23 protein-coding genes are annotated in these 24,510 nt (G+C 59.9%); 4 read left to right on the forward strand and 19 right to left on the reverse strand.

Translation table 11 applies throughout. The annotated features are described in order from the left end of the window. Window positions 1–53 precede the first annotated feature (53 nt). Complete coding sequence (locus ACVLVH_RS06615; protein WP_101762804.1) at window positions 54–800, forward strand: response regulator; 747 nt, start codon at window positions 54–56, stop codon at window positions 798–800. Here ACVLVH_RS06615 and ACVLVH_RS06620 read toward each other — a convergent pair. The 6 genes from ACVLVH_RS06620 to ACVLVH_RS06645 all read right to left on the reverse strand — a co-directional run bounded on the left by ACVLVH_RS06620 (window position 737) and on the right by ACVLVH_RS06645 (window position 7,084). After that, window positions 737–1,786 carry a carbohydrate kinase family protein gene (locus ACVLVH_RS06620; protein ID WP_192411583.1) on the reverse strand — a complete coding sequence of 350 codons (1,050 nt, stop codon included), beginning with the start codon at window positions 1,784–1,786 and terminating at the stop codon, window positions 737–739. The two genes, ACVLVH_RS06615 and ACVLVH_RS06620, sit on opposite strands and share 64 nt — an antisense overlap. Window positions 1,787–1,790: 4 nt before the next feature. After that, entirely contained in the window at window positions 1,791–2,651 is an 861-nt protein-coding gene (locus ACVLVH_RS06625) for a ketose 1,6-bisphosphate aldolase (protein WP_192411582.1), read from the reverse strand. Between the two features lie 11 nt (window positions 2,652–2,662). Continuing rightward, complete coding sequence (locus ACVLVH_RS06630; RefSeq protein ID WP_110868355.1) at window positions 2,663–3,346, reverse strand: D-lyxose/D-mannose isomerase; 684 nt, start codon at window positions 3,344–3,346, stop codon at window positions 2,663–2,665. A gap of 116 nt (window positions 3,347–3,462) precedes the next feature. Continuing rightward, window positions 3,463–4,401, reverse strand: a complete 939-nt coding sequence (locus ACVLVH_RS06635) for an ABC transporter substrate-binding protein (protein WP_101762808.1) — start codon at window positions 4,399–4,401, stop codon at window positions 3,463–3,465. A 183-nt stretch (window positions 4,402–4,584) separates the two neighbouring features. Then, complete coding sequence (locus ACVLVH_RS06640; protein ID WP_192411581.1) at window positions 4,585–5,568, reverse strand: ABC transporter permease subunit; 984 nt, start codon at window positions 5,566–5,568, stop codon at window positions 4,585–4,587. Between the two features lie 10 nt (window positions 5,569–5,578). Continuing rightward, a complete protein-coding gene (locus tag ACVLVH_RS06645; RefSeq protein ID WP_101762810.1) occupies window positions 5,579–7,084 on the reverse strand; it encodes a sugar ABC transporter ATP-binding protein in 1,506 nt (501 codons plus the stop codon). Window positions 7,085–7,228: 144 nt separating this feature from the next. Here ACVLVH_RS06645 and ACVLVH_RS06650 point away from each other — a divergent pair, with 144 nt between their 5' ends. Then, window positions 7,229–9,817 (forward strand): ATP-binding protein, encoded by a 2,589-nt coding sequence (locus ACVLVH_RS06650; protein ID WP_498949023.1) that lies wholly within the window; start codon window positions 7,229–7,231, stop codon window positions 9,815–9,817. Here ACVLVH_RS06650 and phnE (ACVLVH_RS06655) read toward each other — a convergent pair. The 13 genes from phnE (ACVLVH_RS06655) to phnF all read right to left on the reverse strand — a co-directional run bounded on the left by phnE (ACVLVH_RS06655) (window position 9,771) and on the right by phnF (window position 20,365). Then, window positions 9,771–10,655 carry a phosphonate ABC transporter, permease protein PhnE gene (gene phnE / locus ACVLVH_RS06655; RefSeq protein ID WP_210082086.1) on the reverse strand — a complete coding sequence of 295 codons (885 nt, stop codon included), beginning with the start codon at window positions 10,653–10,655 and terminating at the stop codon, window positions 9,771–9,773. The genes ACVLVH_RS06650 and phnE (ACVLVH_RS06655) overlap by 47 nt on opposite strands. Next, a complete protein-coding gene (gene phnE, locus ACVLVH_RS06660; RefSeq protein ID WP_277973761.1) occupies window positions 10,652–11,515 on the reverse strand; it encodes a phosphonate ABC transporter, permease protein PhnE in 864 nt (287 codons plus the stop codon). Before phnE (ACVLVH_RS06660) ends, phnE (ACVLVH_RS06655) begins: the two co-directional genes overlap by 4 nt. A gap of 183 nt (window positions 11,516–11,698) precedes the next feature. After that, entirely contained in the window at window positions 11,699–12,625 is a 927-nt protein-coding gene (phnD, locus tag ACVLVH_RS06665; protein ID WP_312464734.1) for a phosphonate ABC transporter substrate-binding protein, read from the reverse strand. A 26-nt stretch (window positions 12,626–12,651) separates the two neighbouring features. Beyond that, a complete protein-coding gene (phnC, locus tag ACVLVH_RS06670; RefSeq protein ID WP_101762815.1) occupies window positions 12,652–13,482 on the reverse strand; it encodes a phosphonate ABC transporter ATP-binding protein in 831 nt (276 codons plus the stop codon). An 80-nt stretch (window positions 13,483–13,562) separates the two neighbouring features. Further along, on the reverse strand, window positions 13,563–14,111 hold the full coding sequence (phnN, locus tag ACVLVH_RS06675; protein WP_312464736.1) for a ribose 1,5-bisphosphokinase: 549 nt from the start codon (window positions 14,109–14,111) through the stop codon (window positions 13,563–13,565). Further along, window positions 14,111–15,247 (reverse strand): alpha-D-ribose 1-methylphosphonate 5-triphosphate diphosphatase, encoded by a 1,137-nt coding sequence (gene phnM, locus ACVLVH_RS06680; protein ID WP_222233638.1) that lies wholly within the window; start codon window positions 15,245–15,247, stop codon window positions 14,111–14,113. The genes phnN and phnM overlap by 1 nt, the downstream gene beginning before the upstream one ends. Then, window positions 15,244–15,948 (reverse strand): phosphonate C-P lyase system protein PhnL, encoded by a 705-nt coding sequence (gene phnL / locus ACVLVH_RS06685; protein WP_498949025.1) that lies wholly within the window; start codon window positions 15,946–15,948, stop codon window positions 15,244–15,246. The genes phnM and phnL overlap by 4 nt, the downstream gene beginning before the upstream one ends. Window positions 15,949–15,962: 14 nt before the next feature. Further along, the gene (gene phnK, locus ACVLVH_RS06690; protein WP_101762819.1) at window positions 15,963–16,724 is read right to left on the reverse strand and encodes a phosphonate C-P lyase system protein PhnK; all 762 of its coding nucleotides are present in this window, start codon (window positions 16,722–16,724) and stop codon (window positions 15,963–15,965) included. Continuing rightward, a complete protein-coding gene (locus ACVLVH_RS06695; protein ID WP_008105508.1) occupies window positions 16,714–17,562 on the reverse strand; it encodes an alpha-D-ribose 1-methylphosphonate 5-phosphate C-P-lyase PhnJ in 849 nt (282 codons plus the stop codon). The genes phnK and ACVLVH_RS06695 overlap by 11 nt, the downstream gene beginning before the upstream one ends. Further along, a complete protein-coding gene (locus ACVLVH_RS06700) occupies window positions 17,555–18,631 on the reverse strand; it encodes a carbon-phosphorus lyase complex subunit (RefSeq protein WP_498949026.1) in 1,077 nt (358 codons plus the stop codon). Before ACVLVH_RS06700 ends, ACVLVH_RS06695 begins: the two co-directional genes overlap by 8 nt. After that, window positions 18,631–19,206 carry a phosphonate C-P lyase system protein PhnH gene (gene phnH, locus ACVLVH_RS06705; RefSeq protein ID WP_110868344.1) on the reverse strand — a complete coding sequence of 192 codons (576 nt, stop codon included), beginning with the start codon at window positions 19,204–19,206 and terminating at the stop codon, window positions 18,631–18,633. Before phnH ends, ACVLVH_RS06700 begins: the two co-directional genes overlap by 1 nt. Further along, on the reverse strand, window positions 19,206–19,652 hold the full coding sequence (gene phnG, locus ACVLVH_RS06710; RefSeq protein ID WP_462061828.1) for a phosphonate C-P lyase system protein PhnG: 447 nt from the start codon (window positions 19,650–19,652) through the stop codon (window positions 19,206–19,208). The genes phnH and phnG overlap by 1 nt, the downstream gene beginning before the upstream one ends. After that, window positions 19,649–20,365 (reverse strand): phosphonate metabolism transcriptional regulator PhnF, encoded by a 717-nt coding sequence (gene phnF / locus ACVLVH_RS06715; RefSeq protein WP_192233472.1) that lies wholly within the window; start codon window positions 20,363–20,365, stop codon window positions 19,649–19,651. The genes phnG and phnF overlap by 4 nt, the downstream gene beginning before the upstream one ends. A 311-nt stretch (window positions 20,366–20,676) precedes the next feature. Here phnF and ACVLVH_RS06720 point away from each other — a divergent pair, with 311 nt between their 5' ends. Both ACVLVH_RS06720 and ACVLVH_RS06725 read left to right on the forward strand, forming a co-directional pair. After that, a complete protein-coding gene (locus ACVLVH_RS06720; RefSeq protein ID WP_498949028.1) occupies window positions 20,677–22,860 on the forward strand; it encodes a bifunctional diguanylate cyclase/phosphodiesterase in 2,184 nt (727 codons plus the stop codon). Window positions 22,861–23,033: 173 nt separating this feature from the next. Further along, window positions 23,034–24,461: an Ig-like domain-containing protein gene (locus ACVLVH_RS06725; RefSeq protein ID WP_280171836.1), complete on the forward strand. Its 1,428-nt coding sequence runs from the start codon at window positions 23,034–23,036 to the stop codon at window positions 24,459–24,461. The last annotated feature ends 49 nt before the right edge of the window (window positions 24,462–24,510 follow it).

The raw sequence follows: 24,510 nt of genomic DNA on the forward strand, positions 1-24,510 counted from the left end.
AAAACATCGGGTTACACTGCTTTTAACCCTTTCGTAACAAAAGAGGCGCATCCATGAAGCCCGCGATTCTGGTGGTCGATGATGATCGTGCAGTGTGCGAATTGCTGCACGATGTGTTGAATGAACATGTATTTACCGTTTATTGCTGCCATCAGGGTAAAGATGCGCTAGCCCTGCTCACGCTACACCCGGAAATTTCACTGGTGATGCTGGATATGATGCTGCCAGACACCAACGGCTTGCTGGTGCTGCAACAGATGCAGCGGCAGCGTCCCGATCTGCTAGTGATCATGTTGACCGGCATGGGTTCGGAAGCGGATATGGTGGTGGGGCTGGAGATGGGCGCGGATGATTACATCGCTAAACCGTTCAATCCGCGCGTGGTAGTGGCTCGGGCACGCGCGGCGCTGCGACGCTGCGGACGGCTGGCGCAGCCGGAAGCGTTAGCAGATGAAGGTTGGCAATTTAACGGCTGGCGCCTCGACGATGCGCGCTGCCAACTGTTCAATCCGCAGCGTGAAAGCGTGCCGCTAACGCAAGGTGAATACACGCTGCTGCGCGCACTGGTGGCGCATGCGCGCAAAGTATTAACCCGCGATCAACTGCTCGAACTGACGCACAGCGAAAGCCTTGAGGTGTTTGATCGCACTATTGATGTACTGATTATGCGGCTTCGACGCAAGATAGAAATCAATCCGCATCAACCGAGCCTGATCCGCACCATTCGCGGTCTCGGCTATGTTTTCTCCGCCGACGTGATGCGTCCTGCCTCTTCGGCACGCGAAACGCAAATCGCCTGATCCATCCAGCGCTGCATCTCGGCTAATGGCCGCGTGCCGTCCAGCGCGTTGGCGGCATGCAGATTAAAACAGGCGCAGGTGTGCGCCAGCTTCAGCGTTTCCGTCAGCGACCAGCCTTCATGGCTGGCATAGAGCACACCGGCGCAAAACGCATCGCCTGCCCCCACGCTGCCAACGATCTCTTCTGGCGCTAAGCACCACGCCGGTTGCCACCGCTCTTCGCCGTCCGCTTGCTGGCCCCACGCGCCTTCGGGTGCGTGGATCACCACCCGCTGACGTACGCCTTGCTGCATTAGCCAGGTCGCCGCCTCGGCAAAAGCTTCGGGGGCGGCAAGCCCGTGCGGCGTGCGCAAACTGATGCCGGTGAGTGATTGCGCCTCCAGTTCGTTGATCACCAGATAATCGAGCCAGCGCAGCGCAGGCACCACCAGCGGTCGATATTCGCCCACGCGCGACACCAAATCGAGGGAGGTGAGATAGCCGCGCTGCTGCATCTGCGCCAGCAGCCGTGCGCTGCGCGTGCCGTATTGATCGTCCGGCACATCAAGGCTATCCAGCAGCAGTAAATACCCGAGATGGAAGATGCGATGGGACGTGAAGACGTCGGCGAAGTGCGCCAGATCGAGCTTGCCATTGGCGCCGCGCGCATGGAAGAAGGTGCGCTGGCCATCCGGCGTGGTCATCACCTGCGTCATCGCCGTATTGATGCTTGCGATGCGCTGCACAAACTGGCGGTCAATGTGATGCTCATCCAGCAGTTGCAGGATGTAATCGCCGTCGCTGTCCTCGCCTACTATGCCGACGCCCGCCAGCGGCAGATTCAGCTGCATGCGCGCCAGCGTAAACAGCACATTGAGCGCCGCGCCGCCGCTGCACTTCTCGCTGTGCTGAATCTCGGTTAGCCAGCCTTGTTCCGGCCAATGGCTGATGCGCTGCACGTGATCCACCAGCATGCTGCCGGCACCGATGATTCCGTTACGCACCATGCGATTATGCCCTCCCGGCGCTGCCGAATACCTGCATCTGCTGCGCCACCACGTTGGCGATGTCGCGCTCTACCGCCATCAACAACTCAGCAAAGGCGTCGTAGCGCGCATCGCGTTGGGCGATCTGCGCTTCAATCGCCCCGAGCGCCGCCTGCGACATGCCGGTATAGAAATTGATTTTGTTGATGCCAAGGCTGACGGCGCGGCGGAAATCCGCGTCGCTAATGCCGGAACCGCCATGCAGCACCAGCGGAATGCCGGCCGTCGAGCGAATCGCTGCCAGCCGGTCGAAGTCGAGTTTGGGTTCGCCTTTGTATTTGCCGTGCGCATTGCCAATCGCCACCGCCAGGCAATCAATGCCGGTGGAGTGCACAAAATCAGCGGCCTGCGCCGGATCGGTAAATTTATCGCTGTCGGCCTCGCCAAACAGCGCACCGCCTTCATCGCCGCCCACCGCACCGAGTTCGGCCTCCACCGACACGCCGAGCGCGTGACACATCTTCACCACCTCGCGCGTCTGGCGCACGTTCTCCTCATAGCTGAGCGTCGAGCCATCGAACATGACCGAGGTGAAGCCAAGGCGAATCGCCTGCATCACCGCCTCAAAATGCAGGCCATGATCGAGATGCAGCACCACCGGAATAGCGTGCAGCGCCGCTTCGGTGCGCACCGCGGCGACCAAATGCTCGAGGCTGACATACTTAAAATGCACTTCAGCGATGCTGATAATAAACGGCGAGCGCTGCCGCTCAGCGGCCTGATAGAGCGCGCGCAGGAAATGGGTGTCGAGGACGTTAAACGCGCCAAGCGCGTAGCCGTTCTGTTGCGCATGGGCCAAACCCTGCGCCAGTGAAATCAGTGCCATATCAGGCTCCTTTAGGCCAGCCAGCGGTGATATTCGTTACACAGCAGCCAGCGCGGTGCTTCATCTTCATCCAGCGGATTGAAGCGCGCCAGCGGCGTGAGAAACACATTGTCATGTTCGTCGTCATTGGGCATCGAGACTTCACCCACCAGCACATCGCCGTAGCCCTCTTCGCCCCAAAAGCTGTGCCAGATGCCCGGCAACAAGGTAACGCTTTCGCCCGGCGATAAACGCAGCTGCGAACCGGCGGCGTGGGTTTGGCGGATGCCATCGAGTGTGACGTTAACCGCCGTATCAGCCAGCTGATTGCCCGCACGGTTATGCAGCGTGACGATCAGATTGCCGCCGCCGCGATTGATAATGTCTTCCATCTTTTGCGGGTGATAATGCAGCGGCGTGACCTGCCCTTCGCGCACATGCATGATTTTTTCGGCATAAGGTTTGGCCCACGGCTGGCCACCCCGCGAACCGTTGCGCAGTGTGAACAGGGTTAAACCGGTTTGATTGAAATCGTCAGCGCCGAAGCTGGTGACATCCCAGCCAAGATGCAGCGCCAGCAGTTCATCGGCGTCATGTTTATCGAGCGCGCGCCACTGGCTGAGGCCGTAATCGGCCCACGGCGGCAGATGCACATCCTGACGCATAAAGAATTCGCGGGTGCGTTGTAGGATCGCATTCACTTCTGAGCGTTGCATCTTCACCTCCTTTCCACGCTGGCCCTCACCCCAGCCTTCTCCCGCAAGCAGGAGAGGGCGCTATTTGTCCCCTCTCCCATTTATGGGAGAGGGTTAGGGTGAGGGACAGCGGCTGCTTACTTCACCGTCCAGCCCTTGTAGCTGCTGACGCTGTTACGATCGATCATCGTCACCGGAATCAGCACCGGCTTATCCGGCGCGGGCTTGCCCTGCAGGATGTCATAGCCGATCTCCACCGCTTTCGCCGCCATCACCTGCGGGTCCTGCGCTGGCGTGGCCACGAACAGCGAGCCTTTGCGTTTTAGCGCCTCTTCACCGTCTGGCGATCCATCGACGCCGACAATAAAGAACTCATTGCGCTGCGCCTGTTTCGCCGCCAGATCGGCACCAATCGCCGTTGGGTCGTTAATCGCGAACACTGCATCAATCTTCGGATTGGCCGACAGCAGGCCGGTCATCACTTCGAGGCCACCTTCGCGGCTGCCTTTGGCGTTCTGGTTGTAGGAGAGCAGCTTGATGTCCGGATGGGTTTTCAGCTCAGTCATGCAGCCTTCGACTCGGTTCTGCACCGCAGAAACCGGCGGTCCATTGATGATCACCACGTTGCCTTTGGCCTTCAGGCGGTCGGAGATGTATTTACACGCCATCGCGCCGGCGGCGGTGTTATCGGAGGTGATAGTGGCGTTAGCGCCGTCTGCTGCCACGTCGACCGCCACCACCACAATCCCGGCATCACGCGCACGTTTTACCGCGGGCGCGATACCTTTGGAATCGGCGGCGTTAAGGATGATCATGTCCACTTTAGCGGCGATGAAGTTGTCAATCTGCCCCACCTGCTGGCCGAGATCGTAGCCGCTGGAGACCAGCGTTACGTTGACCTTGTCGCCCGCCAGTTCACGCGCCTTCAGCTCCGCACCTTTGGTGATCTGCACGAAGAACGGGTTGGCGAGATCGCCGACGGTCACACCAATGGATTTCAGCTCTTTGGCCTGCACCAATGGCGCGCTCAGAAGCGTAGCCGCCAGCAGTCCGGTTAGAATCGGATTAAAACGCATAGTCGATGTTCTCCTGCTTTTTGGTTTTTATGATTAGTGCTCGCTGTCCCCCTCCTCGGTCCTCCCCCACAAGTGGGGGAGGAAGATGCTGCAAAATGTGAGTGTGGAAGCTGCATGTGGCAGCATCTCCTTCCCCCATTTATGGGGGAAGGCCGGGATGGGGGACAGCAAGCACGATATAACTCAACCCACGTGATGCCGCGTCCGGTACTTATCGATCAACACCGCGATAATGATCACCGCGCCCTTAATCACTAACTGCCAGAAATAGGAGACGCCCATCAGCGTCATCCCGTTATTCAGCGTGGCGATAATCAGCGCACCAATCAGCGTGCCGGTGATGGTGCCGATGCCGCCGACAAAGCTGGTACCACCGAGGATCACCGCCGCTATCGCATCCAGCTCGTAACCGACGCCAAGGTTGCCGTTGGCGCTGTAGAGCCGCGAGGCGCTCATCAATCCAGCCAGCCCCGATAGCAAGCCGCTCATGGCGTAGACAAACAGCAGCACCACGCTGACTTTGATGCCGGTCAGGCGCGCCGCCTGCACGTTGCCGCCGACGGCATAAATGTGCACACCTAAGGTAGTGCGGCGCAGAATGAACCAGCACAGCGCGATCACCGCAAAAGCGATGATGATCAGCCACGGCACCGGCCCGAGATAGCCGTTGCCTATCCATTCAAAGTTGATGTCGGAGTTGATCACCGTGGTGCCGTTGGCCAGCAGATAAGCCGCGCCGCGCATCGCGGTGTAGGTACCAAGCGTGACAATAAAGGGCGGCAGCCCCGCCCACGCCACCAGAACGCCGTTGAACAACCCCATAATCAGCCCGGCACCTAACGCCGCCGGGATCGTCAGTGACGCAAATGCCGGATCGAGCGACACCGCCATCGCCACCACCGCCGTGGTGCCGAGCATCGAGCCGACCGACAAATCAATGCCGCCAGTGAGAATGACAAAGGTCATGCCCGCCGCCAGCACGATGTTGATCGAGGCCTGACGCGTAATGTTGAGCAGATTGCCCTCGGTGAAGAAGTTCGGCGTGACAAAGCCGAACACCGCCACGATCAGGATCAGAATCGGCAGGATGCCGACGGTTTGCAGCAGGTCACTCATTAACGCGCGCTTGAGGGTGGGACTTTTTACGCGTGCGGATTCACTGGTCATTGCGCTCTCCTCAGGCCTGAACCGGCTGCGCGCCGGTGGCCAGTGTCATAATGTTTTCCTGGCTAATCTCTGCCCCACTCAACTCACCGGCGATGGCGCCTTCACGCATCACATAAACGCGGTCGCTCATGCCCACCACTTCCGGTAACTCGCTGGAGATCATCAAAATCGCCACGCCCTGCTGCGCCATCTGCTGCATCATGCGGTAGATTTCGCTCTTGGCGCCGACATCAACGCCGCGCGTCGGCTCATCGAGAATCAGGATGCGCGGCGCAATTGCCACCCAGCGTGAAATCAGCAGCTTTTGCTGATTACCGCCGGACAAGCCGCCCGCGCGCACCTGGGCATGCGGCACGCGGATGTTCAGCGCATCAATCGCCTCGCTGGCGATCTTCTGCCCTTTGCGCCGATTAAGCAGGCCGTAGCTGGCATCGCGCTCCAGCGTCGCCATCACAATGTTGTCCTGCGCCGCCAGTTCAAGGAACAAGCCCTGCTCTTTGCGGTTCTCGGTGAGAAAACCGATGCCGCGTGCGATGGCGTCGCGCGGCGAGTGAATCTGCACTTTCACGCCGTCGATCCAGATCTCACCGCCGCTCGGTTGATGCACGCCAAAAATCAGCTGCGCCAGTTCGCTGCGCCCGGCGCCGACCAGCCCCGCCAGCCCGACAATCTCGCCAGCACGCACCGACAGGCTGCTGGGACGCACTTTGTGTTTGTCGCACAGGTGATTGACGGCGAGACGGATGTCGCCGAGCGGAATATCGCGGTCTTTGTTAAACAGATCGCTGAGCGGCCGCCCGACCATCATGCGCACCAGCTCGCTGGCGTTGAGCTGCTCGCGCGTCAGGCTGCCGACGTACTGCCCGTCGCGCAGCACGCTCACGCGATCCGACAGCTCATACACTTCCGCCATGCGATGGCTGATGTAGATAATCGCCATGCCTTCGCTGCGCAGCCGTTTAATCAGCGCAAACAGCTGCTCGGTTTCACGGTTGGAGAGCGCGGCAGTCGGCTCATCCATCACCAGAATGCGGCTGTTGCGGTGCAGCGCGCGGGCGATTTCCACCTGCTGCTGCTCGGCAATACTCAGGCGGCTCACCAGATCGGTGGCGCTGAACTGCGCACCCAGGCGATCAATCACCCGCTGCGCCTCTTCCGCCATCTGGCGACGCTTCACCAGGCCTCCACGCGTGATTTCACTGCCGAGAAAGATGTTCTCCGCCACCGTCAAATTGGGTGCCAGATTGATCTCCTGATAAATCAGGGTAATGCCCGCCGCCAACGCCTCTTTTGGGCCTTTTATGACATACGGCTGGCCGTCGATAAGAATTTCCCCGCTGCTGGCGGTATAGGCGCCGGCCAGAATTTTCATCAAAGTACTTTTGCCCGCGCCGTTTTCGCCCATCAGCGCATGCACTTCACCGGGCCAGACCGTGAGATCCACGCCCTTGAGCGCATAGAAGTTGCCGAAGCGTCGGGTGATTCCCCGCATGGAGAGTATCGGTGTGGCATCCATTTACAGACTCCTGCTGGCAAAGGTTGCAGCGAGTAAAACCTGCTTAGATAAATGGAAAATGTCAGCGGCCATTCATATTTGTCATATTTCGCCCCGATCGCGCTTCTATACTCGCCAGCAGTTGAGCGGTAAGGAGTGGCAGCTATGAGTCACAGTCTGCACTGGCACGCGGGCGCGCGTAGCCGTCTGCTGCTGTTTAATCTGCTGGTGATGTCGGTGACGCTGGCGGTGAGCCTGGTCGCGATTTTTGGATTTCGCCACGCAGGTCACATTCAGGAACAGGCGCAGGCACAAACGCTGGCCGATATGAACGGCAGCCTGGCGCTGGCGCGCGACACCGCCAATGTGGCCATTGCGGCGGTGCGGTTATCGCAGGTGGTCGGCGCGCTGGAGTATCAGAGCGAATCGGCGCGCCTGCAGCAAACGCAGCGGGAACTGCAGCAGTCGCTGAGCTTGCTGGCAAGTGCGCCGCTGGCGGCGCAGCAGCCGCAGCTGCTAGCGCGTATTCGTGAGCGCAGCCAGACGCTGGAACAAACCATCAATCAGTTGCTGCGCGCCGGGCATCAGCGCCATCTGCAGCGCAACGTGATGCTGAGCGGCTTGTGGCAATCGCAGCTGTTACTCAATCGCATTGACCTGCTAACGCGCACCGATTCCCCTTCTGCCGCGCTGCGCCAGCAAACCCACAGCTTATTCAGCGTGGCGATTCAATCCAGCGCGCCGCAGGCCGCAGTGCAGCAATTACCTTCGGTGCTGCGCCAGTGGCAAGCGTTAAGGCTTAACGGCGCGCTGAATACTCAGGTGCAGCGGCTGATCGCCACCAGCACGGATTTGCAGCCGGTGGCGCAGCAGCTGGAGCAGAGTGATATCGCTATTGCCTACGCTACCTATCGCATCAAAGCGCTGGTGGCGATGCTCAACGACGACATCACCCATTACGTGCAGCTGGTGGCGCAACAGAGTGACGCTCGCAGCGCGGTGACGCATGAAGAGTTGGATTCGATCATCGGCTTTATCGGCCTGTTTATGCTGCTGGCGCTGCTGATCACCGGGTACGCCGGTTACTACATTTACCGCAATCTCGGTTCGAGTCTGACCGCCATCGCCCACGCCATGACGCGGCTGGCGCAGGGTGAAAAGAGCGTCAACGTGCCGGGCCTGGCGCGGCGCGATGAGCTGGGCGATCTGGCGCGCGCCTTTAACGTGTTTGCGCGCAATACCGCCTCGCTGGCGCACACTTCGCGCCTGCTAAAAGAGAAAAGCAACCAGCTGGAATCGACCTTTCTTGCCATGCGCGACGGCTTTGCGCTGTTCGATAACAGCGGTCAGCTGGTGGTATGGAATGCGCAATATGCCGAGCTGCTCGGCATCGCACCGCGTGAACTGCATCGCGGTTTGCACTATCAGCAGCTACTCAAACGCGTCGATGTCGAGCTCAACGGAATAGCCGATGCGCAGGAAGTGCGGCTGGCGGATGGTCGCACGCTGGAGCTGCGCTTCAGCCCGGTGCCACGGCGCGGCATGGTGAATACCGTGCTGGAACGCACCACGCGCAAGGCGCTGGAGGAAGCGCTGCTGCACAGCCAGAAGATGAAAGCGGTGGGACAGCTGACCGGCGGACTGGCGCACGACTTCAATAATCTGCTGGCGGTGATCATCGGCAGCCTGGCGTTAACCGTCGATCAGCTGCCGCCCGGCACGCTCGCCAGCCGCATCGAACGCGCGCGTCAGGCCGCCGACCGTGCGGCGCAGCTGACGCAGCGCTTGCTGGCCTTCTCACGTAAGCAGGCGCTCTATCCGCGCGCGGTGTCGGTGGTGGAGCTGGTGGATAATCTGCATTCGCTGCTGCAGCACGCGCTGCTGCCCGGCCAGCAACTGGTGATCGATGCGCAGCGACCCGGCTGGCCAGCGTGGATCGATGCCGGACAGCTGGAGAACGCGCTGATCAATCTGGTGGTCAACGCGCGCGATGCCATGGCTCAGCAGAGCGGCGAAATCCGCCTGCGTATCTGGAATCAGCGTAAACAGGAAGCCGACGGCAAGCGCGATCGCGTTACCATTGAAGTGATCGATCACGGCTGCGGCATGTCGGCCGAGGTGCGTGAACAGGTGTTTGAGCCGTTCTTCACCACCAAAGCCATCGGCAGCGGCAGCGGTTTGGGCTTATCAATGGTGTATGGCTTTGTGCGGCAATCCGGCGGCCAGATTGAGCTGGAAACCGCGCCAGGACAAGGCACCACCGTGCGGCTGTTATTACCGCGCGCGCCCGAAGCGGCGCAACCGCTCAGCGTGCCGCCGCCGCTGGTACCGCAGGCCAGCAACGATCGGCTGGTGTTGGTGCTGGATGATGAACCGACGGTGCGACAAACGCTGTGCGAACATCTGCATCAACTGGGTTATCTGACGCTGGAGTGTGGCGACGGCGAAAGCGCGCTGAGGCTGCTGCGACAGACGCCGGATATCGATCTGTTAATCAGTGATTTGATGCTGCCGGGCGGCATTAACGGCGCGGATGTGATTCGCCAGGCGCAGGCGCAGTGGCCGCATCTGGCAACGGTGTTGATCAGCGGCCAGGATCTGCGCCAGACGCAGGTGACGCTGCCGCTGTGTGAGCGGCTGGCGAAACCCTGGCATCAGGCGCAGCTGGTGCAGGCGCTGGAACGCGCCTGGCAGCGCAGTGAACGGCTCAGTCGCGCGCGGCAGGCTGCCACAACGGCACCCCTTTCCCCGTGATGTAACGTTTACGCAGCTTGCTGGAGACCACATCCATGATCATCACCACCGCCACCAGAATCAGGGTCAGGAACATCACCACATCCCAGTTCCATAAACGCATGTTCTCGGCATACACCAGGCCGACGCCGCCCGCGCCAACAAAGCCCAGCACCGCTGCGGAGCGGGTGTTGGACTCAATCTGATACAGGCTGAGCGCGAGGAAGGTCGGGAACGATTGGGTGAAAATGCCGTAGCGATGTTTTTGCAGGCTGTTCGCGCCCACTGCGCTAAGGCCGCGACTCGGCGAACGCTCCACCGCTTCGTGCCCTTCGGCGTAGAGTTTGCCGAGCAGGCCGACATCCTGCATCACGATCGCCAGCACGCCGGCCAGCGGTCCCATGCCGACGGCACGCACGAAGATCAGCCCCCAAATCGCCATATCGATGCCGCGCAGCACATCCAGTACGCGACGCACCACCAGCGCAATCGGACGCATCAGCGGATCGTGCATCACGTTGCGCGCCGCCAGGAACGAGACCGGCAAGGCGATCAGTGACGCGGTCAACGTGCCGGAAAACACAATCGCCAGCGTAATCCCGACCTGCGTGAAGTAGTAAGCAAACGGCCAGTTGAGGAAATCCTGCCAGACAAACATACGCAGGAAATAGCGGCTGAGCTGCTGGCAGCCAATGAGAAAACGGCTCCACTCAATGCCAAAAAACTCGAAAAAGAACAGGTAATAGAGCGCGATGGCCAGCGCCACCAGCGCGACGCGGCGCAGATAGCGGTTTTGCGCGGCAAACAGGGCGGCATGCTCCTGCTTGAGTTTGGCGACGTCCGGCGCTAGGGCGATCATGATACGTCTCCTTCCACTACGCGGCGACGCAGCCAGCCGGACAGCGTATCCAGCAACGACACCACCACAATAATCAGCAACAGCGTGATGCTGACCTGATCGTAACGATCGAGTTTGATATTGGTCATCAGCTCTTGCCCGATACCGCCCGCGCCCACCAACCCGAGGATGGTGGAGGAGCGGAAGTTGATCTCCAGACGCATAAAGCTGTAGGAGAGAAACGTCGGTTTGACCTGCGGCCAAAAGGCAAAGCGCATGCGCTGCAGTTTGCTGGCGCCGCACGCCGCGAGGCCGCGCACCGGTTTATCCGAGGCGCTCTCAATCGCTTCGTAGAACAGTTTGGTCAGGCTGCCGACGGTGTGCAGCGCCAGCGCGAGGAAGCCAGGAATGGCGCCAATGCCAAACGCCATCACGAACATCACCGCCCACGCCAGTTCGGGCATGGTGCGCAGGAAGGCGACAAACGCGCGGATCGCCATGCGCAGGCTGCGCGGTGTTTGGGTGTTGTCGGCGGCGAAGAACGCCAGCACGCCAGCCACCGCCACCGCTATGATGGTGGACGACAGCGCCAGCTGGAGCGTTTCCCAGATCAGCGGCAGCTGGTAGTGCAGGCGATAGCCCCAATAGGCCAGCGAACCCTCGGTTTTGCCATCGGCGAACAGCAGCGGGAGATGCAGCACCGGCAGCGTTTCGCCAATGTAATCGAAAAAGTGTGGCATCGACTGCCAGACGGTGAGCAGGTTAAATTCCGCCATCTTGCCCGCGGCCAGATAGAGCGCCAGTAACAGCAGCGACCACAGCAGCGAGTCGCGCTTTTGCTGGCGGCGGATGCGTTGGTAGTAGTGTTCGAAATCGGTCAAGGGGGGATTCCTGTTGGTTGGGGACTTGCTGGATTGTGCTCGCTGTCCCCCTCCTCGGTCCTCCCCCATTAATGGGGGAGAAAGATGCTGCAAAATGCAGCTCCGAAGTCGCATGTGGCAGCATCTCCTTCCCCCACTTGTGGGGGAAGGCCGGGATGGGGGACAGCAAGCACCCCAACTAAATTAACCGCGCGTACCCTTCATCAAATCACGCTTCATATCGATGATATTCTGGTAATCCGCTACGGTAGCCGGGCCGATGTGCTGGGCACCGCCAACCGCTTTAACAAAGCAGCCGTGATCTTCTTTATCCAGTTTCTTGATGGTGGCCACCACTTTCGCTTTGAAGTCAGCGGGCAGATTGTTGCTCACCAGAATCGGACCGTTCGGGATCAGCGGCGACTGCCAGATAATGCGGATCTGCTTCATCAGATCCGGATGATCCATACGAATCAAACGACCAAAGGCACCCGAGGTATAACCGGTTTCGCGGTCGCCAATCAGCGACGTCCAGGTCACCGCGCCGTCGAACTGGCCGTTCAGCACGCCGAGGATGTCCTGCTCGTGACCGCCGGAGAAGGTGACGCTGGAGAAGGTGTTGTTGTACTTATCGTCCACCGTGCCGCCAAACTCTTTCTTGAACGCCTGGTTCGGCATCAGGAAGCCGGAAGTGGAATCCGGATCGGCCATGCCGAACGATTTGCCTTTCAGGTCTTCCAGCTTTTGGTACGGGCTGTCGGCTTTCACGATCACCACCGAGTGATAACCCTGCGAACCGTCTTTGTCGTCCACCACGATGCCCACCACATCCACCGCTTTCGGGTTCTGCAGGTAAACCGAGGCAAACGAGGCTGGCGACATGCTCAGCACCAGGTCGATTTTGTTACCCAGCAAGCCCTGAATCACGCCTGAATAGTCAGACGAGTTGCGCAGTTTGGTATCCACCTGCAGCTCTTTATCGAAGAAATCTTTCACGCATTGGTTATCACCAATCTGCTGCGTGGCGTTCTGGCCGCCAAGAATCCCGAGGTTCAACTCTTTTGGTGCATCCGCTGCGTTTGCGCCAAATGCCATCGCAATAGTCAGTAAAGCTAAAGAAGTCAGTTTCATTCTTAGGTTTTCTCTTGCTGTGGGAGTTAGTGGAGCTGGTTAATTTCGTCGCCGTACAGCTCATGCATCAGGCCGTCGGTCAACCGGGAAGGATGTCCATCAAACAGCACTTTGCCACGCTGAATACCGATGACGCGGGTGCAGTAGCTTTTTACCAATTCAATCGAGTGCAGGTTCACCATTACGCTGATGCCCTGCTCGCTCACCTGACGCAGCACGTCCATGATGCGCTTGGTGTTTTTCGGATCGAGTGACGCCACCGGTTCGTCGGCCAGCAAAATGCGCGGGTTCTGCATCAGCGCCCGGCAAATCGCCACGCGCTGCATCTGACCGCCAGAGAGATTTTCCGCACGCTGCAGCGCCTGCGGCAGCATGTTCATCCACTGCAGCAGTTCGATAGCGCGAGCGCGGTCGGTTTCGGAGAAGACTTTGAAGAACGATTTCAGCGTCGAGGTTTGGCTTAAACGACCGAGCAGCACGTTGGTCAGCACGTCGAGGCGCGGCACCAGACAGAAGTCCTGGAAGATCATGCCGCATTCGCTGCGCCATTCACGCATCTGGCGGCTGTTCAGCGTCACCACATCGCGATCCACTTCGCCGTGGCGATTGCTGAGGATCGCGCCCTGTGAAGCGGTGATGGTGCCGTTGAGCATGTGTAACAGTGTCGATTTGCCTGCGCCCGAGCGGCCAATCACCGCCACCAGCTCGCCCGCATGCAGATCGAAGCTGACGTTATCCAGCACCTGGTTGGCGCCGTACGCTTTGCACAATCCCTGCACCGAAAGCACCTTGTTGCCCTGCCCAGTAACGTGCGGGAAGGGATTGTCGACAACGGTTTTCAGTAATGCCTGTGCCATGTTGCACTCCATCTCTTCTGAGCTGTTGATTGCACGCTATTACGGGCAAAACGGATGAAAGCTTGATGACAGTAAAATGATTAAACGGTGACAGCGGCTGGATCGGTCAGCAACTGGCGCAGCGTTAGCAGTGTTTCGCTCAACGCACCATCATTATTCAACGCATAACAGTGCGCGGGCAGCGGTTCGGCGGCACGCGCCAGCCGTTGCGCGATCTCCGCTTCTGACTCGCGCCCACGCTGCCGCAAACGCGCTTCCAGCACCGCTGGCGAAACCTGTAACACCAGCGGCAGCAGCTGCGTGCCGTAATGCTGCTGCACCATCGGCAGATGCAGGCGCGAACCGTTCACCAGCACGTTCATTCCGCGCGCCAGCCACAGATCGATCTCCTTGCCCAGCCCGTAATACATGCCGTGCGCCTGCCAGCTGACGGCGAACAAACCCAGCGCCTCACGCCGTCGAAACTCGGCTTCGCTTAGCGCCACATGGTTCTCGCCGCCCGCATCGGCGGCGCGCGTAATGTAGCGATGGGCGATCAGCAGATTCTCCGGCGGCGCTTCGCGCAGCGCGTTCAGCAGGCTGTCTTTGCCCGCGCCCGAAGGCCCGGTAAGCCAGATCAGGCGCGCCATCAGAACACCCGCTTGCCTTGCGACCAGACGTGACGAATGTGCGAATGACCATGATCGGTATGCACCAGCACCAAATCGGCACGCAGTCCTTCGGCGATGCGCCCGCGATCCTGCAGGCCAATCGCCCGCGCCGGATTGTGGGTCACCAGCGCGGCCGCCTGCGGCAGCGTCAGCGTGTTGCGCTCATCGGCCACCAGCCGGAACACCGCGTCGAGCAAGCTGGCGGGATAATAGTCGGAGGAGAGAATATCCAGCAGGCCATGGCTGGCGAGTTCTGCCGCCGCCACGTTGCCGGAGTGCGAACCGCCGCGCACGATGTTGGGCGCGCCCATCAGCACCTGCATGCCGCAGTTGCGTGATGCGCGTGCCGCCTCCAGCGTGGTGGGAAATTCGGCGATGGCGCTGCCGACCTCATGCGATTCGGCAACGTGCGCCGCCGTGGCATCATCGTGGCTGGCCAGCGGAATGCCGCGTGAACGGCACAAGCTGGCGATGGCGTTGCGGTTAGGCGTGGAGAACTCGGCGGCCAGCGCCAGCTGCTCACGCTCAAACTGATCCATCTGCTCGTCGTTGAGCTGATATTTGCCCTGATAATAGGTGCGATACATCTCCAGCGAGGCGTACTGGCGCTGGCCCGGCGAGTGATCCATCAGCGACACCAGCGACAGCTCCGGGGTGTTGATCAGCGCTTCAAACAGCGGCAGCGTGGTGTTGTGCGGCAGCTCGCAGCGCAGATGCAAATGGTGATCGGCGCGGTTAATGCCTTTGCGATTGCTGTCCTGAATCGCGTCGATCATTTTGGTGAGATTATCCAGACGATGGCCGCCATCGCGGACGTCGCCGACGCCAATCGCATCCAGCACCGTGGTGATGCCGCTGGCGGCCATCAGCGCATCGTGGCTGCTCATAGCCGAATAGGCTGGCCAATCCACCTTCGGACGTGGCGCAAAGAACTTGTCGAGGTTATCGGTGTGCAGCTCCACCAAACCCGGCAGCAGGAAGGCGTTTTCGCCATCCAGCGCGCCCGGCTGTTGGCTGACGCTGTCGCTAAAGCTGGCGATGCGCCCGTCACGGATTTCCAGCGATCCCGTTACCACTTCGTTTTCCAGCACCAGCTGGACGTTGTTGACGATCATGCTTCTGCTCCTGCTTGCATTGGCTGCATGACGTGCAGGCGATCGGCCACGCGTGCGCGCACCGCTTCGTCATGGAAAATTCCGACAATGGCGGCACCGCGGGCGCGCGCCTGTTCAATCAGTTCCACCACCGCAGCGCTGTTGGCGCTGTCGAGCGAGGCGGTTGGCTCATCCAGCAGCAGCACCGGATAGTCGGCGATAAAGCCGCGTGCGATGTTGACGCGCTGCTGTTCGCCGCCGGAGAAAGTGGACGGCGCCAGTGACCATAAACGCTCCGGCACGTTGAGGCGCGTCAGCAGCTCTTTGGCACGCTTTTCGCAGAAGGCGCGCTCGGTGCCGCGCTCCAGCAGCGGCTGCATGACGATCTCCAGCGTGGGCACGCGCGGGATGACGCGCAAAAACTGGCTGACCCAGCCAACGGTGTGGCGGCGAATCGCCAGAATCTGGCGGGCGGGCGCGTTGGCCATGTCGATCCATTCGCCCTGATGTTGCAGCCAGATGTGACCGCTGTTGGCCTGATAGTTGCCGTACAGCGCGCGCAGCAGCGTGGATTTGCCGCTGCCGGAGCGGCCATGCAGCACCACGCATTCGCCGCTGCTGACGTCAAGATTGGCGTCCTGCAATACCGGCAGCGTGGCGCCGCTTTGGTTGTGCAGCACAAAGGTTTTGCTCAGATGCTCTACGCGCAGTAAAGGTTGCATAGTGATGTCCGCCATTAGTTAAGCACCGATGAAACCAGCAGCTGCGTATACGGATGATGTGGATCGTCCAGCACCCGGTCGGTCAACCCGCTCTCCACCACGCGCCCCTGCTTCATCACCAGCAGGCGATGCGCCAGTAACCGCGCCACGCCGAGATCGTGCGTCACAATCACCACCGCCAGATTCAGCTCACGTACCAGCGTGCGCAGCAGATCCAGCAGACGCGCCTGCACCGACACATCCAGCCCGCCGGTTGGCTCATCCATAAATACCAGCGTCGGCTGCGTCACCAGGTTGCGGGCAATCTGTAAACGCTGCTGCATGCCGCCGGAAAAGGTGGTGGGCAGATCATCGATGCGATTGGCGGGGATCTCCACATCCTGCAGCCAGCGCATCGCCTCTTGACGAATATCACCGTAATGCCGCTGGCCCACCGCCATCAGCCGCTCGCCGATGTTGCCGCCCGCCGTGACCTGCGGACGCAAACCATCCAGCGGATGCTGATGCACCACGCCCCATTCGGTGCGCAGCAAGCGGCGGCGATCGCTCTCGCTCAGTTGATAGAGATCCTGCGCGCGATAAAGAATGTTGCCCTGCTGCGGCGCTAAGCGTGCCGACAGGCTGCGCAGCAAGGTGGTTTTACCCGATCCGGATTCCCCAACAATGCCTAACACTTCGCCAGGATAGAGTTCAAAACTCACCTCTTCAAACCCTTTGCCGGGCGCGTAAAGGTGGGTGAGATGGTTGACCGCAAGCAGCGGCTGTTCACTGTGCATGCTGTTGTTCCTGCTGCTGGTGGCAAAAATCGGTATCGGAGCAGACAAACATGCGCGTACCGGCGTCATCCATCACCACCTCGTCGAGGTAGCTGTGGCGCGAACCGCACAGCGCGCAGGGTTCTTCCCACTGCTGAACGCTGAACGGGTGATCGTCGAAGTCGAGGCTTTCCACTTTGGTGTACGGCGGCAGCGCATAGATGCGTTTCTCACGTCCGGCACCAAACAGCTGCAGCGCCGGCATCATGTGCATTTTGGGGTTGTCGAATTTGGGGATCGGCGATGGATCCATCACGTAGCGATCGTTGACCTTCACCGGATAGGCATAGGTGGTGGCGATATGGCCGTAGCGGGCGATATCTTCATACAGCTTCACCTGCATGATGCCGTACTCCTCCAGCGCGTGCATGGTGCGGGTTTCGGTCTCGCGCGGCTCGATAAAGCGCAGCGGCTCGGGGATCGGCACCTGGAAAATCAGGATTTGATCTTCTTCCAACGGCGTTTCCGGAATGCGGTGGCGCGTCTGGATCAGCGTGGCATCACGGGTCGCTTCGGTGGTGGCCGCGCCGCTGACGCGCTGGAAGAAGCGACGAATAGATACCGCGTTGGTGGTGTCATCCGCGCCCTGATCGATCACTTTCAGCACATCGGCATCGCCAATAATACTGGCGGTGATCTGAATGCCGCCGGTGCCCCAACCATAAGGCATCGGCATTTCGCGTCCGGCGAACGGCACCTGATAACCGGGAATCGCCACTGCCTTCAGAATGGCGCGGCGGATGGTGCGTTTGGTCTGCTCATCCAGATAACCGTTGTTGTAGCCGGTTAACTCACTCATGGTTCTGCTCCTGATGCGGTTGGCGCAGTTGTTTCAGCAGCTCAAGCTCCGCCTGGAAATCGACGTAGTGCGGCAGTTTCAGATGCGAGACAAAGCCCGCCGCTTCGACGTTGTCGGCATGCGACAGCACAAACTCCTCATCCTGCGCCGGACCGGCAATGCGTTCGTGGTACTCCGGCGCCTGCAACGCGCGATCCACCAGCGCCATCGCCATCGCTTTACGCTCGGAACGGCCAAACACCAGGCCGTAACCGCGCGTAAAGTGCGGCGCGCTGTCAGTTTCGGTGGTGAAGCCGTTCACCATCTCGCATTCGGTCAGCAGGATTTCGCCAATCTCAATCTCAAATCCCAACTCTTCCGGGCAGATTGACACGCTGAGATAACCGGTACGAATTTCACCGGCGAACGGATGGTTGCGGCCGTAGCCGCGCTGCGTCGAGTAGCCGAGCGCCAGCAGAAAACCTTCGTCGCCGCGCACCAGCTGTTGCAGCCGTGCGGCGCGCGTAGCCGGATAGCCTGGCGGTTCACGCGTGATGTCGCACGGCTCGCAGCCGTCATCCTCTTCGCGTGCCGCCAATCCTTCCGCCGTCATCATGCTGAACACGTGCGGACAGCGTTGTGGCAGCGCCTGATCGTCACGCGGCGCGGCAGGCGTTTCGCCATTCGCCAGCAGGGTGAAATCGAGCAGACGATGGCTGTAATCGTAGGTTGGGCCGAGCACCTGGCCGCCCGGCAAATCCTTGTAAACTGCTGAGATACGGCGTTCGAGGCGCATCTCATCTGTTGCCAGCGCCAGGCTATCGGCGAGACGTGGCAGCGTGGTGCGATAGGCGCGTAGCAGGAAGATCGCTTCCACCAGATCGCCGCTCGCCTGTTTAATTGCTAAAGCCGCCAGCTGCGGATCGTAGATGCCGCCTTCGGTCATCACGCGATCGACCGCTAAACCCAACTGCTGCGCCACCTGATCGCAGCCCAATTCGGCGACCTCGCGATCGCCACGACGCAGATCGGCCTGCAGCTGATGGGCGCTGGCTATCGCCTTTTCGCCCCCTTTGACCGCAACGTACATCAGCACACCTCCACGTCGGTGGTGCGTGGTAGCGCCATCATCGCTTCACCGCAGGTGAAAATCAGATCCACACCTTGCGGGAACGGATGTGGGCGCTCACGCAGATAGTGCAGAATCGCCTCCGGCAGCTGCGGCGCAACGGCGCGCGGCTCACGTAAGCCGGGACCGGACAGGCGCAGCGTCAAGCCACCGCTCAGTGACGGCACTTCCACAATCAGCGTGGTGCTTTTTTCCGGGGACATGTTGTCGCCAGAAGCAAACAGCGCCGGATCCGGATTGGCCGCCGCGTGCGTCAGCGCAAAAGGAGCATCGCGTTCATCGACAATCGGCACGCCGGTGTGGAAACGCAGGTTGCTGCGCACCACGTCATTATCGATACGGCCATCCAGCCACAGCGCGCTCTCCTGATCGACCAGCGTCAGCAGCACCGCCGTGGCCGCCGGCGAGAGATCGCCCCAGCCCTGTTGCAGCGGCAGCGATACCATCACGCCCGGCTCGCTCATCGCTTTGAGGATGCGGCGAAAAGCACGTTGGGCATCGGCCACCGGATGGGTAAAACTTGCCAGTAAAGTCATCAGTTATCTCCGCGAACCAGCGTAAAGAAATCCACTTTGGAGCTGGCGATTTCACGCGCACGCAGCTGTCGCTGCTCTTCACGCAGAGCCGCCAGCGGGGCAATCAATTTTTCCTGCAACAGCGCCTGGGTTTCCGGCTGTTGCAGCAGCGCATCAATCAGCGCGCAGCGTTCGGCGTGCGCTTTGTCGCGCCCCAGCACGTAGCTAAAGCCGAGCGTACCGTCGTGCAGCTTCACCACCGCACGCGTCACCGTGGCATCGCCCATCACGAAGCGCTTACCGCGGCCGCCCATGCGCGCCTGCAGGCGGGTTAAGCCGGTTTCTGCCGGACGGATGCGTTCAAAATCAGTATTGATATGTAACGGCTGCCAGTGCGCTTCAAGCTGGCTGGCTTCACTGTGCGCCAGCACCGAGAGCCAATGCTGGCGGGCGGTTTGCTGTGTCATTCGTGCTCCAGAGTCAGTTCAATCATGTCGCCACGCGTCAGACTGACGGAGTATTCCGCTACCTGACCGTCGCTGTGTTTATTCAGGGTGCGCACACACAGCAGCGGCGACTGCAGCGCAATCTCCAGCTGCTTGCACTCTTTGGCTTGTGCGCGACGGGTGCTGATACGGGTTTGGCTGCGCGTCAGGCTCAGGCCAAGCTGTTGCTGCATAAAGTCGTGCAGTGAACCGCTGTGGAACTGTTGCAGCGCCGGCCACCAACTGAGTTGCGCCAGGAAGTGGTTAATGACGCACACCGCCACGCCATTGACGCGGCGCAGCGTGCGCAAGTGGATAACGTTGTCGCCTTCGTTGACGCCCAGCGCGCTCGCCACATCGCTGCTCGCCGGACGCAACACCGCCAGCAGACGCTCGCTGGTGGGATGGCTGCCCTGCTCCATCAGGTTCTGGCTGAAGCGCGCCTGCGCATGCAGCGGATAATCGTACGGCCGCATCAGCACCAAAATGCCCACGCCGTGACGCCGTTGCAGCAGGCCTTTGTTGACCAGCTCATCCACCGCGCGCCGCAAGGTGTGACGATTCACTGCGTAGTGATCGGCCAGCTGCTGTTCAGAAGGCAGATAATCACCGCAGCGATAGCGCTCCTGCAGCGCCTGCTCCAGCTGGGCGGCAACGGCCTGATAAACAGTGGTCGGATGTCTGGATATCTCCATCACGCTCAATACCTCATTCGCATTGGTTGAGGAACGCAGCGGGCTTGCTGCGGGATGGCGATTACATTGCGCATGTCAGATGACAGCGCCGTGACGGCTCAATGACGGGCGGATGAATTTGTTTTAGGGCAGCAGAATTGCAGCGAAACGGACGGCATTTTTAATAAATTATTTTTAACTGTTCTGTTTGTGACAGCATTCAAAAAATTAACGCTAATTTACATCACGCTTTCACCTCCCCTACAGAATACAGCCTGCGGATGTTCTGCTAGGTTAAAGGATGAACCCTTCTTGTCAGGCCAACTTTTAAAATGATTAACGCAATAAAACTATCGGATGGTTTTCGCCGCAACTTTGTGCGTGAAGTTATTTTGCCGCTGCTGGCAATTTTGCTTCTTACCTTTGTCGGCGCGGGCGTGGGTCTGTTCTGGGGCACAGCGTTAAGCAATAACGAAGCGCGCGATCAGCAACAGCGCATGATCCAGGCTTCGTTTACCCAGAGCCTGACGGAACATCTGCGCCAGCTGCGCAGCCTGACGCGCTGGTCACCGCTGGCCGATCAGCTGGCGTCGTCACATCCCGATCAACGCTGGCTGACGCAAAATGTCGGCGGCTGGCTCTATGACATGTTTGATCACCAGTTGGTGGTGCTGCTGGACCGCGACAACCAGCTGATCAACGTGTGGCGCAACGGCCAGCCGGTGCCGGACAAGCGCATCGGCCCTTATCTGCAGGACATGCTGAACAGTCCGCTGGTGCAAAACAGCGATGTGGTGGCGGGCCCCACCGATCACGCCGATTTCGTGCGCATCGGTCAACGCGCCGCCGCGCTGGCGGTGGGCGATATCAGCAGTACTAAACAGGCCGGGCGCTATCGTCTGGTGAGCATTAAGTTTCTCGATGATGGCTATCTGCGCAACCTCGCCGATCGCAGCCAGCTGCGTCAGTTGCATTTCAGCGACAGCGAGCCAGCGGGGAAAACCAAAGCGCGCTATCTGCTGAATTCACAACAGGGCGAACCGGTCGGTTATCTCAGCTGGAATCCCGATAAGCCCGGCGCTCAGATGTTACGCACCCTCGGCCCGTCTACCTTGCTGTCGGTGATCCTGATTACCGTGCTGTGTTTGGTGATGGTGCGCCGCATCTGGACCTCGTCACTCAAGCTGTCGCAGTCGCTGCTGAAACTCGGTGCCAGTGAAGCGCAGGCGCAGCATCTGGCCTTTCATGATGTGTTAACCGGTTTGCCCAATCGTTCCCTGGTGGAAGATCGCTTAACCCAGGCGCTGGCTCTGGCCGGACGCCACGATCAGCGCGTGGCGCTGCTGCTGCTGGATCTTGATCGCTTCAAAAATATCAATGATACCTACGGCCATCACGCCGGCGATGAGTTGATTATTGAGGTGGCGCGCCGCCTCAATGAGATTGTGCGCACCAGCGACACCGTGGGCCGCATCGGCGGCGACGAGTTCATCATCGTGATGCCGGAGGTGGAGAATATTGGTCAGGTGCAATCGTTGGCGAAACGCATTATCAGCCGCCTGAGCGAGCCGTATCAGCTGGTGGGCAGCGAGCTGTGGGTGGGCGTCAGCATCGGTCTGGCGCTGGCGCCAAAAGACGGCATTGATCGGCTGGAGCTGATGCGCAAAGCGGATATCGCGCTTTATGATGCCAAAAACCACGGACGCGGCCAGTATCGCCAGTTCGAAAAAGTGATGGATGAATCGCTGCGCACCCGTCAGCAGATGGCGGCGGATTTGCGTCAGGCGCTGGTGAAGTTTGACGGGTTAGCGGTGTGGTATCAGCCGCTAATGGATATTAGCGGCCAGCAGGTGGTGGGCCTGGAGGCGCTGCTGCGCTGGCATCACGCCATGCGCGGCGACGTTTCACCGGGTGATTTCATCGCCATCGCCGAAGAGACCGGCATGATCATCCCGCTCGGCGAATGGGTGGTGCGCGAAGCCTGTAAAACGTCGCTCAAGCTGCCGGATATTGTGGTGGCGGTGAACGTCTCGCCAGTGCAGTTCCGCGCGGTGAATTTTGTTGAGCGCATCATCCATATCGTGCAGGAAGAAGGTGCCGATCCGCAGCGCATGGAGCTGGAGATCACCGAAGGCGTGCTGATCGAAGATGAACACGAGGCGCGCAACAGCATCATTGCGCTGCGCGAAGCCGGCTTCCGGATTGCGCTGGATGATTTCGGTACCGGCTATTCAAGCCTTAATTACCTCAGCAGCTTCCCGGTGGACAAAATCAAGATTGATCGTTCGTTTACTCAGTCGCTGGGCGTGGCGCAGAACTCTACCGCGATTGTGGAATCGGTGGTGCGGCTGGGTCACGCGATGGGCTTAACGGTGACCGCCGAAGGCGTGGAAACCGAAGGCCAGAAAAACGCGCTGGCCGATGCAGGCTGTAATCAGCTGCAAGGCTATTTATTTAGCCACGCGGTGCCGCTGGATGACATTTTAACCATGTTGCCGCCCGCTTCCCGCCCTTAACGCCCCCGCGCGGCGGCCGCCGACTGCCGCGCTTTTCTCGCTAACGCATTGAAAAGCCACATGCGCATCGGGACCATTCTCGTACCCTGATTAACGCGTTTAACCCACTCTCTCGTCTGTGCGCCTGCTAAGCAGGCGTCGATCCCTTCTTTTACTCTGTTAAGGAACCACAGATGAAACCACGCTATCCGGATTACACCCTCGACACCGACCGCGCGTCGCGTGAAAACGGTTCAACCGCCTATATCGCGCTCGATAATTCAACTTATGTGATTGAGCAAACCGCTACCAAATCCCTGAGCAGTTTCCCTGAAAGCCTCGTCAGTGACACACCGGTAAGCTACGCGCACCAGCCTTCGTCCTACGCTTACGGCGTAAAAGCCGTCACCCCGGTTATTCGCTATGCCTGGGATGACGTTGGACAAGAGCAAGGCATGCGCGCCAGCGGCAACCGCACCGACGATGCCGCCCCGACTCTGCGCGGCACCGGCCCAGCGAACACTTACATGGACATTATGTTCACCAACGGCAGCGTAACCCGCTACAACGGCATCACCACCGACGCTGACGGTAACTGGAGCTGGACGCCACGCGCCGATTTGGCCGACGGTACCTGGACGTTTACCGTCCAGGCCGACGGCCAGGAGACGTGGAGCAATGCGTTCACGCTGGTCATCGACACCCCGGCGGCACCGGACGCGCTGATCACCCACATCTACGATAACGTGGGCAGCGAGCAAGGCGAACGTTTCAGCGGCAGCATTACCGATGATGCGATGCCGACCCTGCACGGCACCGGACCGGCTAACACGCTGATTGATATCCTGTATACCGATGGCGGCAGGGTGCGCACTAACAGCACCTTCACCGACAACGAGGGCAACTGGAGCTGGACGCCCTGGCAGAATCTAAATGACGGCTACTGGACGTTCCAGGTGCAGGTTGAAGGCGCACCGAGCTGGAGCCAGAGCTTCGCGATCACCATTGATACGCCGGAAGGCCGTATCGCGCTGCGCGATGCCGAGATCACCCATATCACCGATAACGTCGGCAGCGATCAGGGCGACCGCTTCAGCGGCAGCATCACCGACGACGCGCTGCCAACCCTGCACGGCACCGGTCCGGCGAATACGCTGATCGATATTCTGTATACCGATGGCGGCAAGGTGCGCACCAACAGCACCTTCACCGACAACGAGGGCAACTGGAGCTGGACGCCCTGGCAGAATCTGAAAGACGGCTATTGGACATTCCAGGTGCAGGTGGAGGACGCACCGAGCTGGAGCCAGAGCTTCGCGATCACCATTGATACCTCGGCTGATACGGCAAGCAGTGATGACGCGTTCAGCAACGGGTTTACGTCACTGAGTTTTGGCGACCTGTTATCGGTTGTTGATAGTGACGTTTTGATTGATAACGGTAAAACGCAGTACATGCTGGACAACGACGCCAGTAACGTGGTGAAGCTGGAGGATATTTTATCCGGCAACGATATTGACGGCTGGCAACAGCAGCAAGGCACCCTCACCGTGGCGGGTGTTCAATATGATGTTTACCACTACACAGATGAGACAGAATTACTGGTGCAACACGCCGTTTAATCGGCATTAAGTGAGAGCCGTACTAACCAAGCCATGCCGCCTTTGCTGC

This window comes from Kluyvera sp. 1366, from assembly GCF_054823405.1.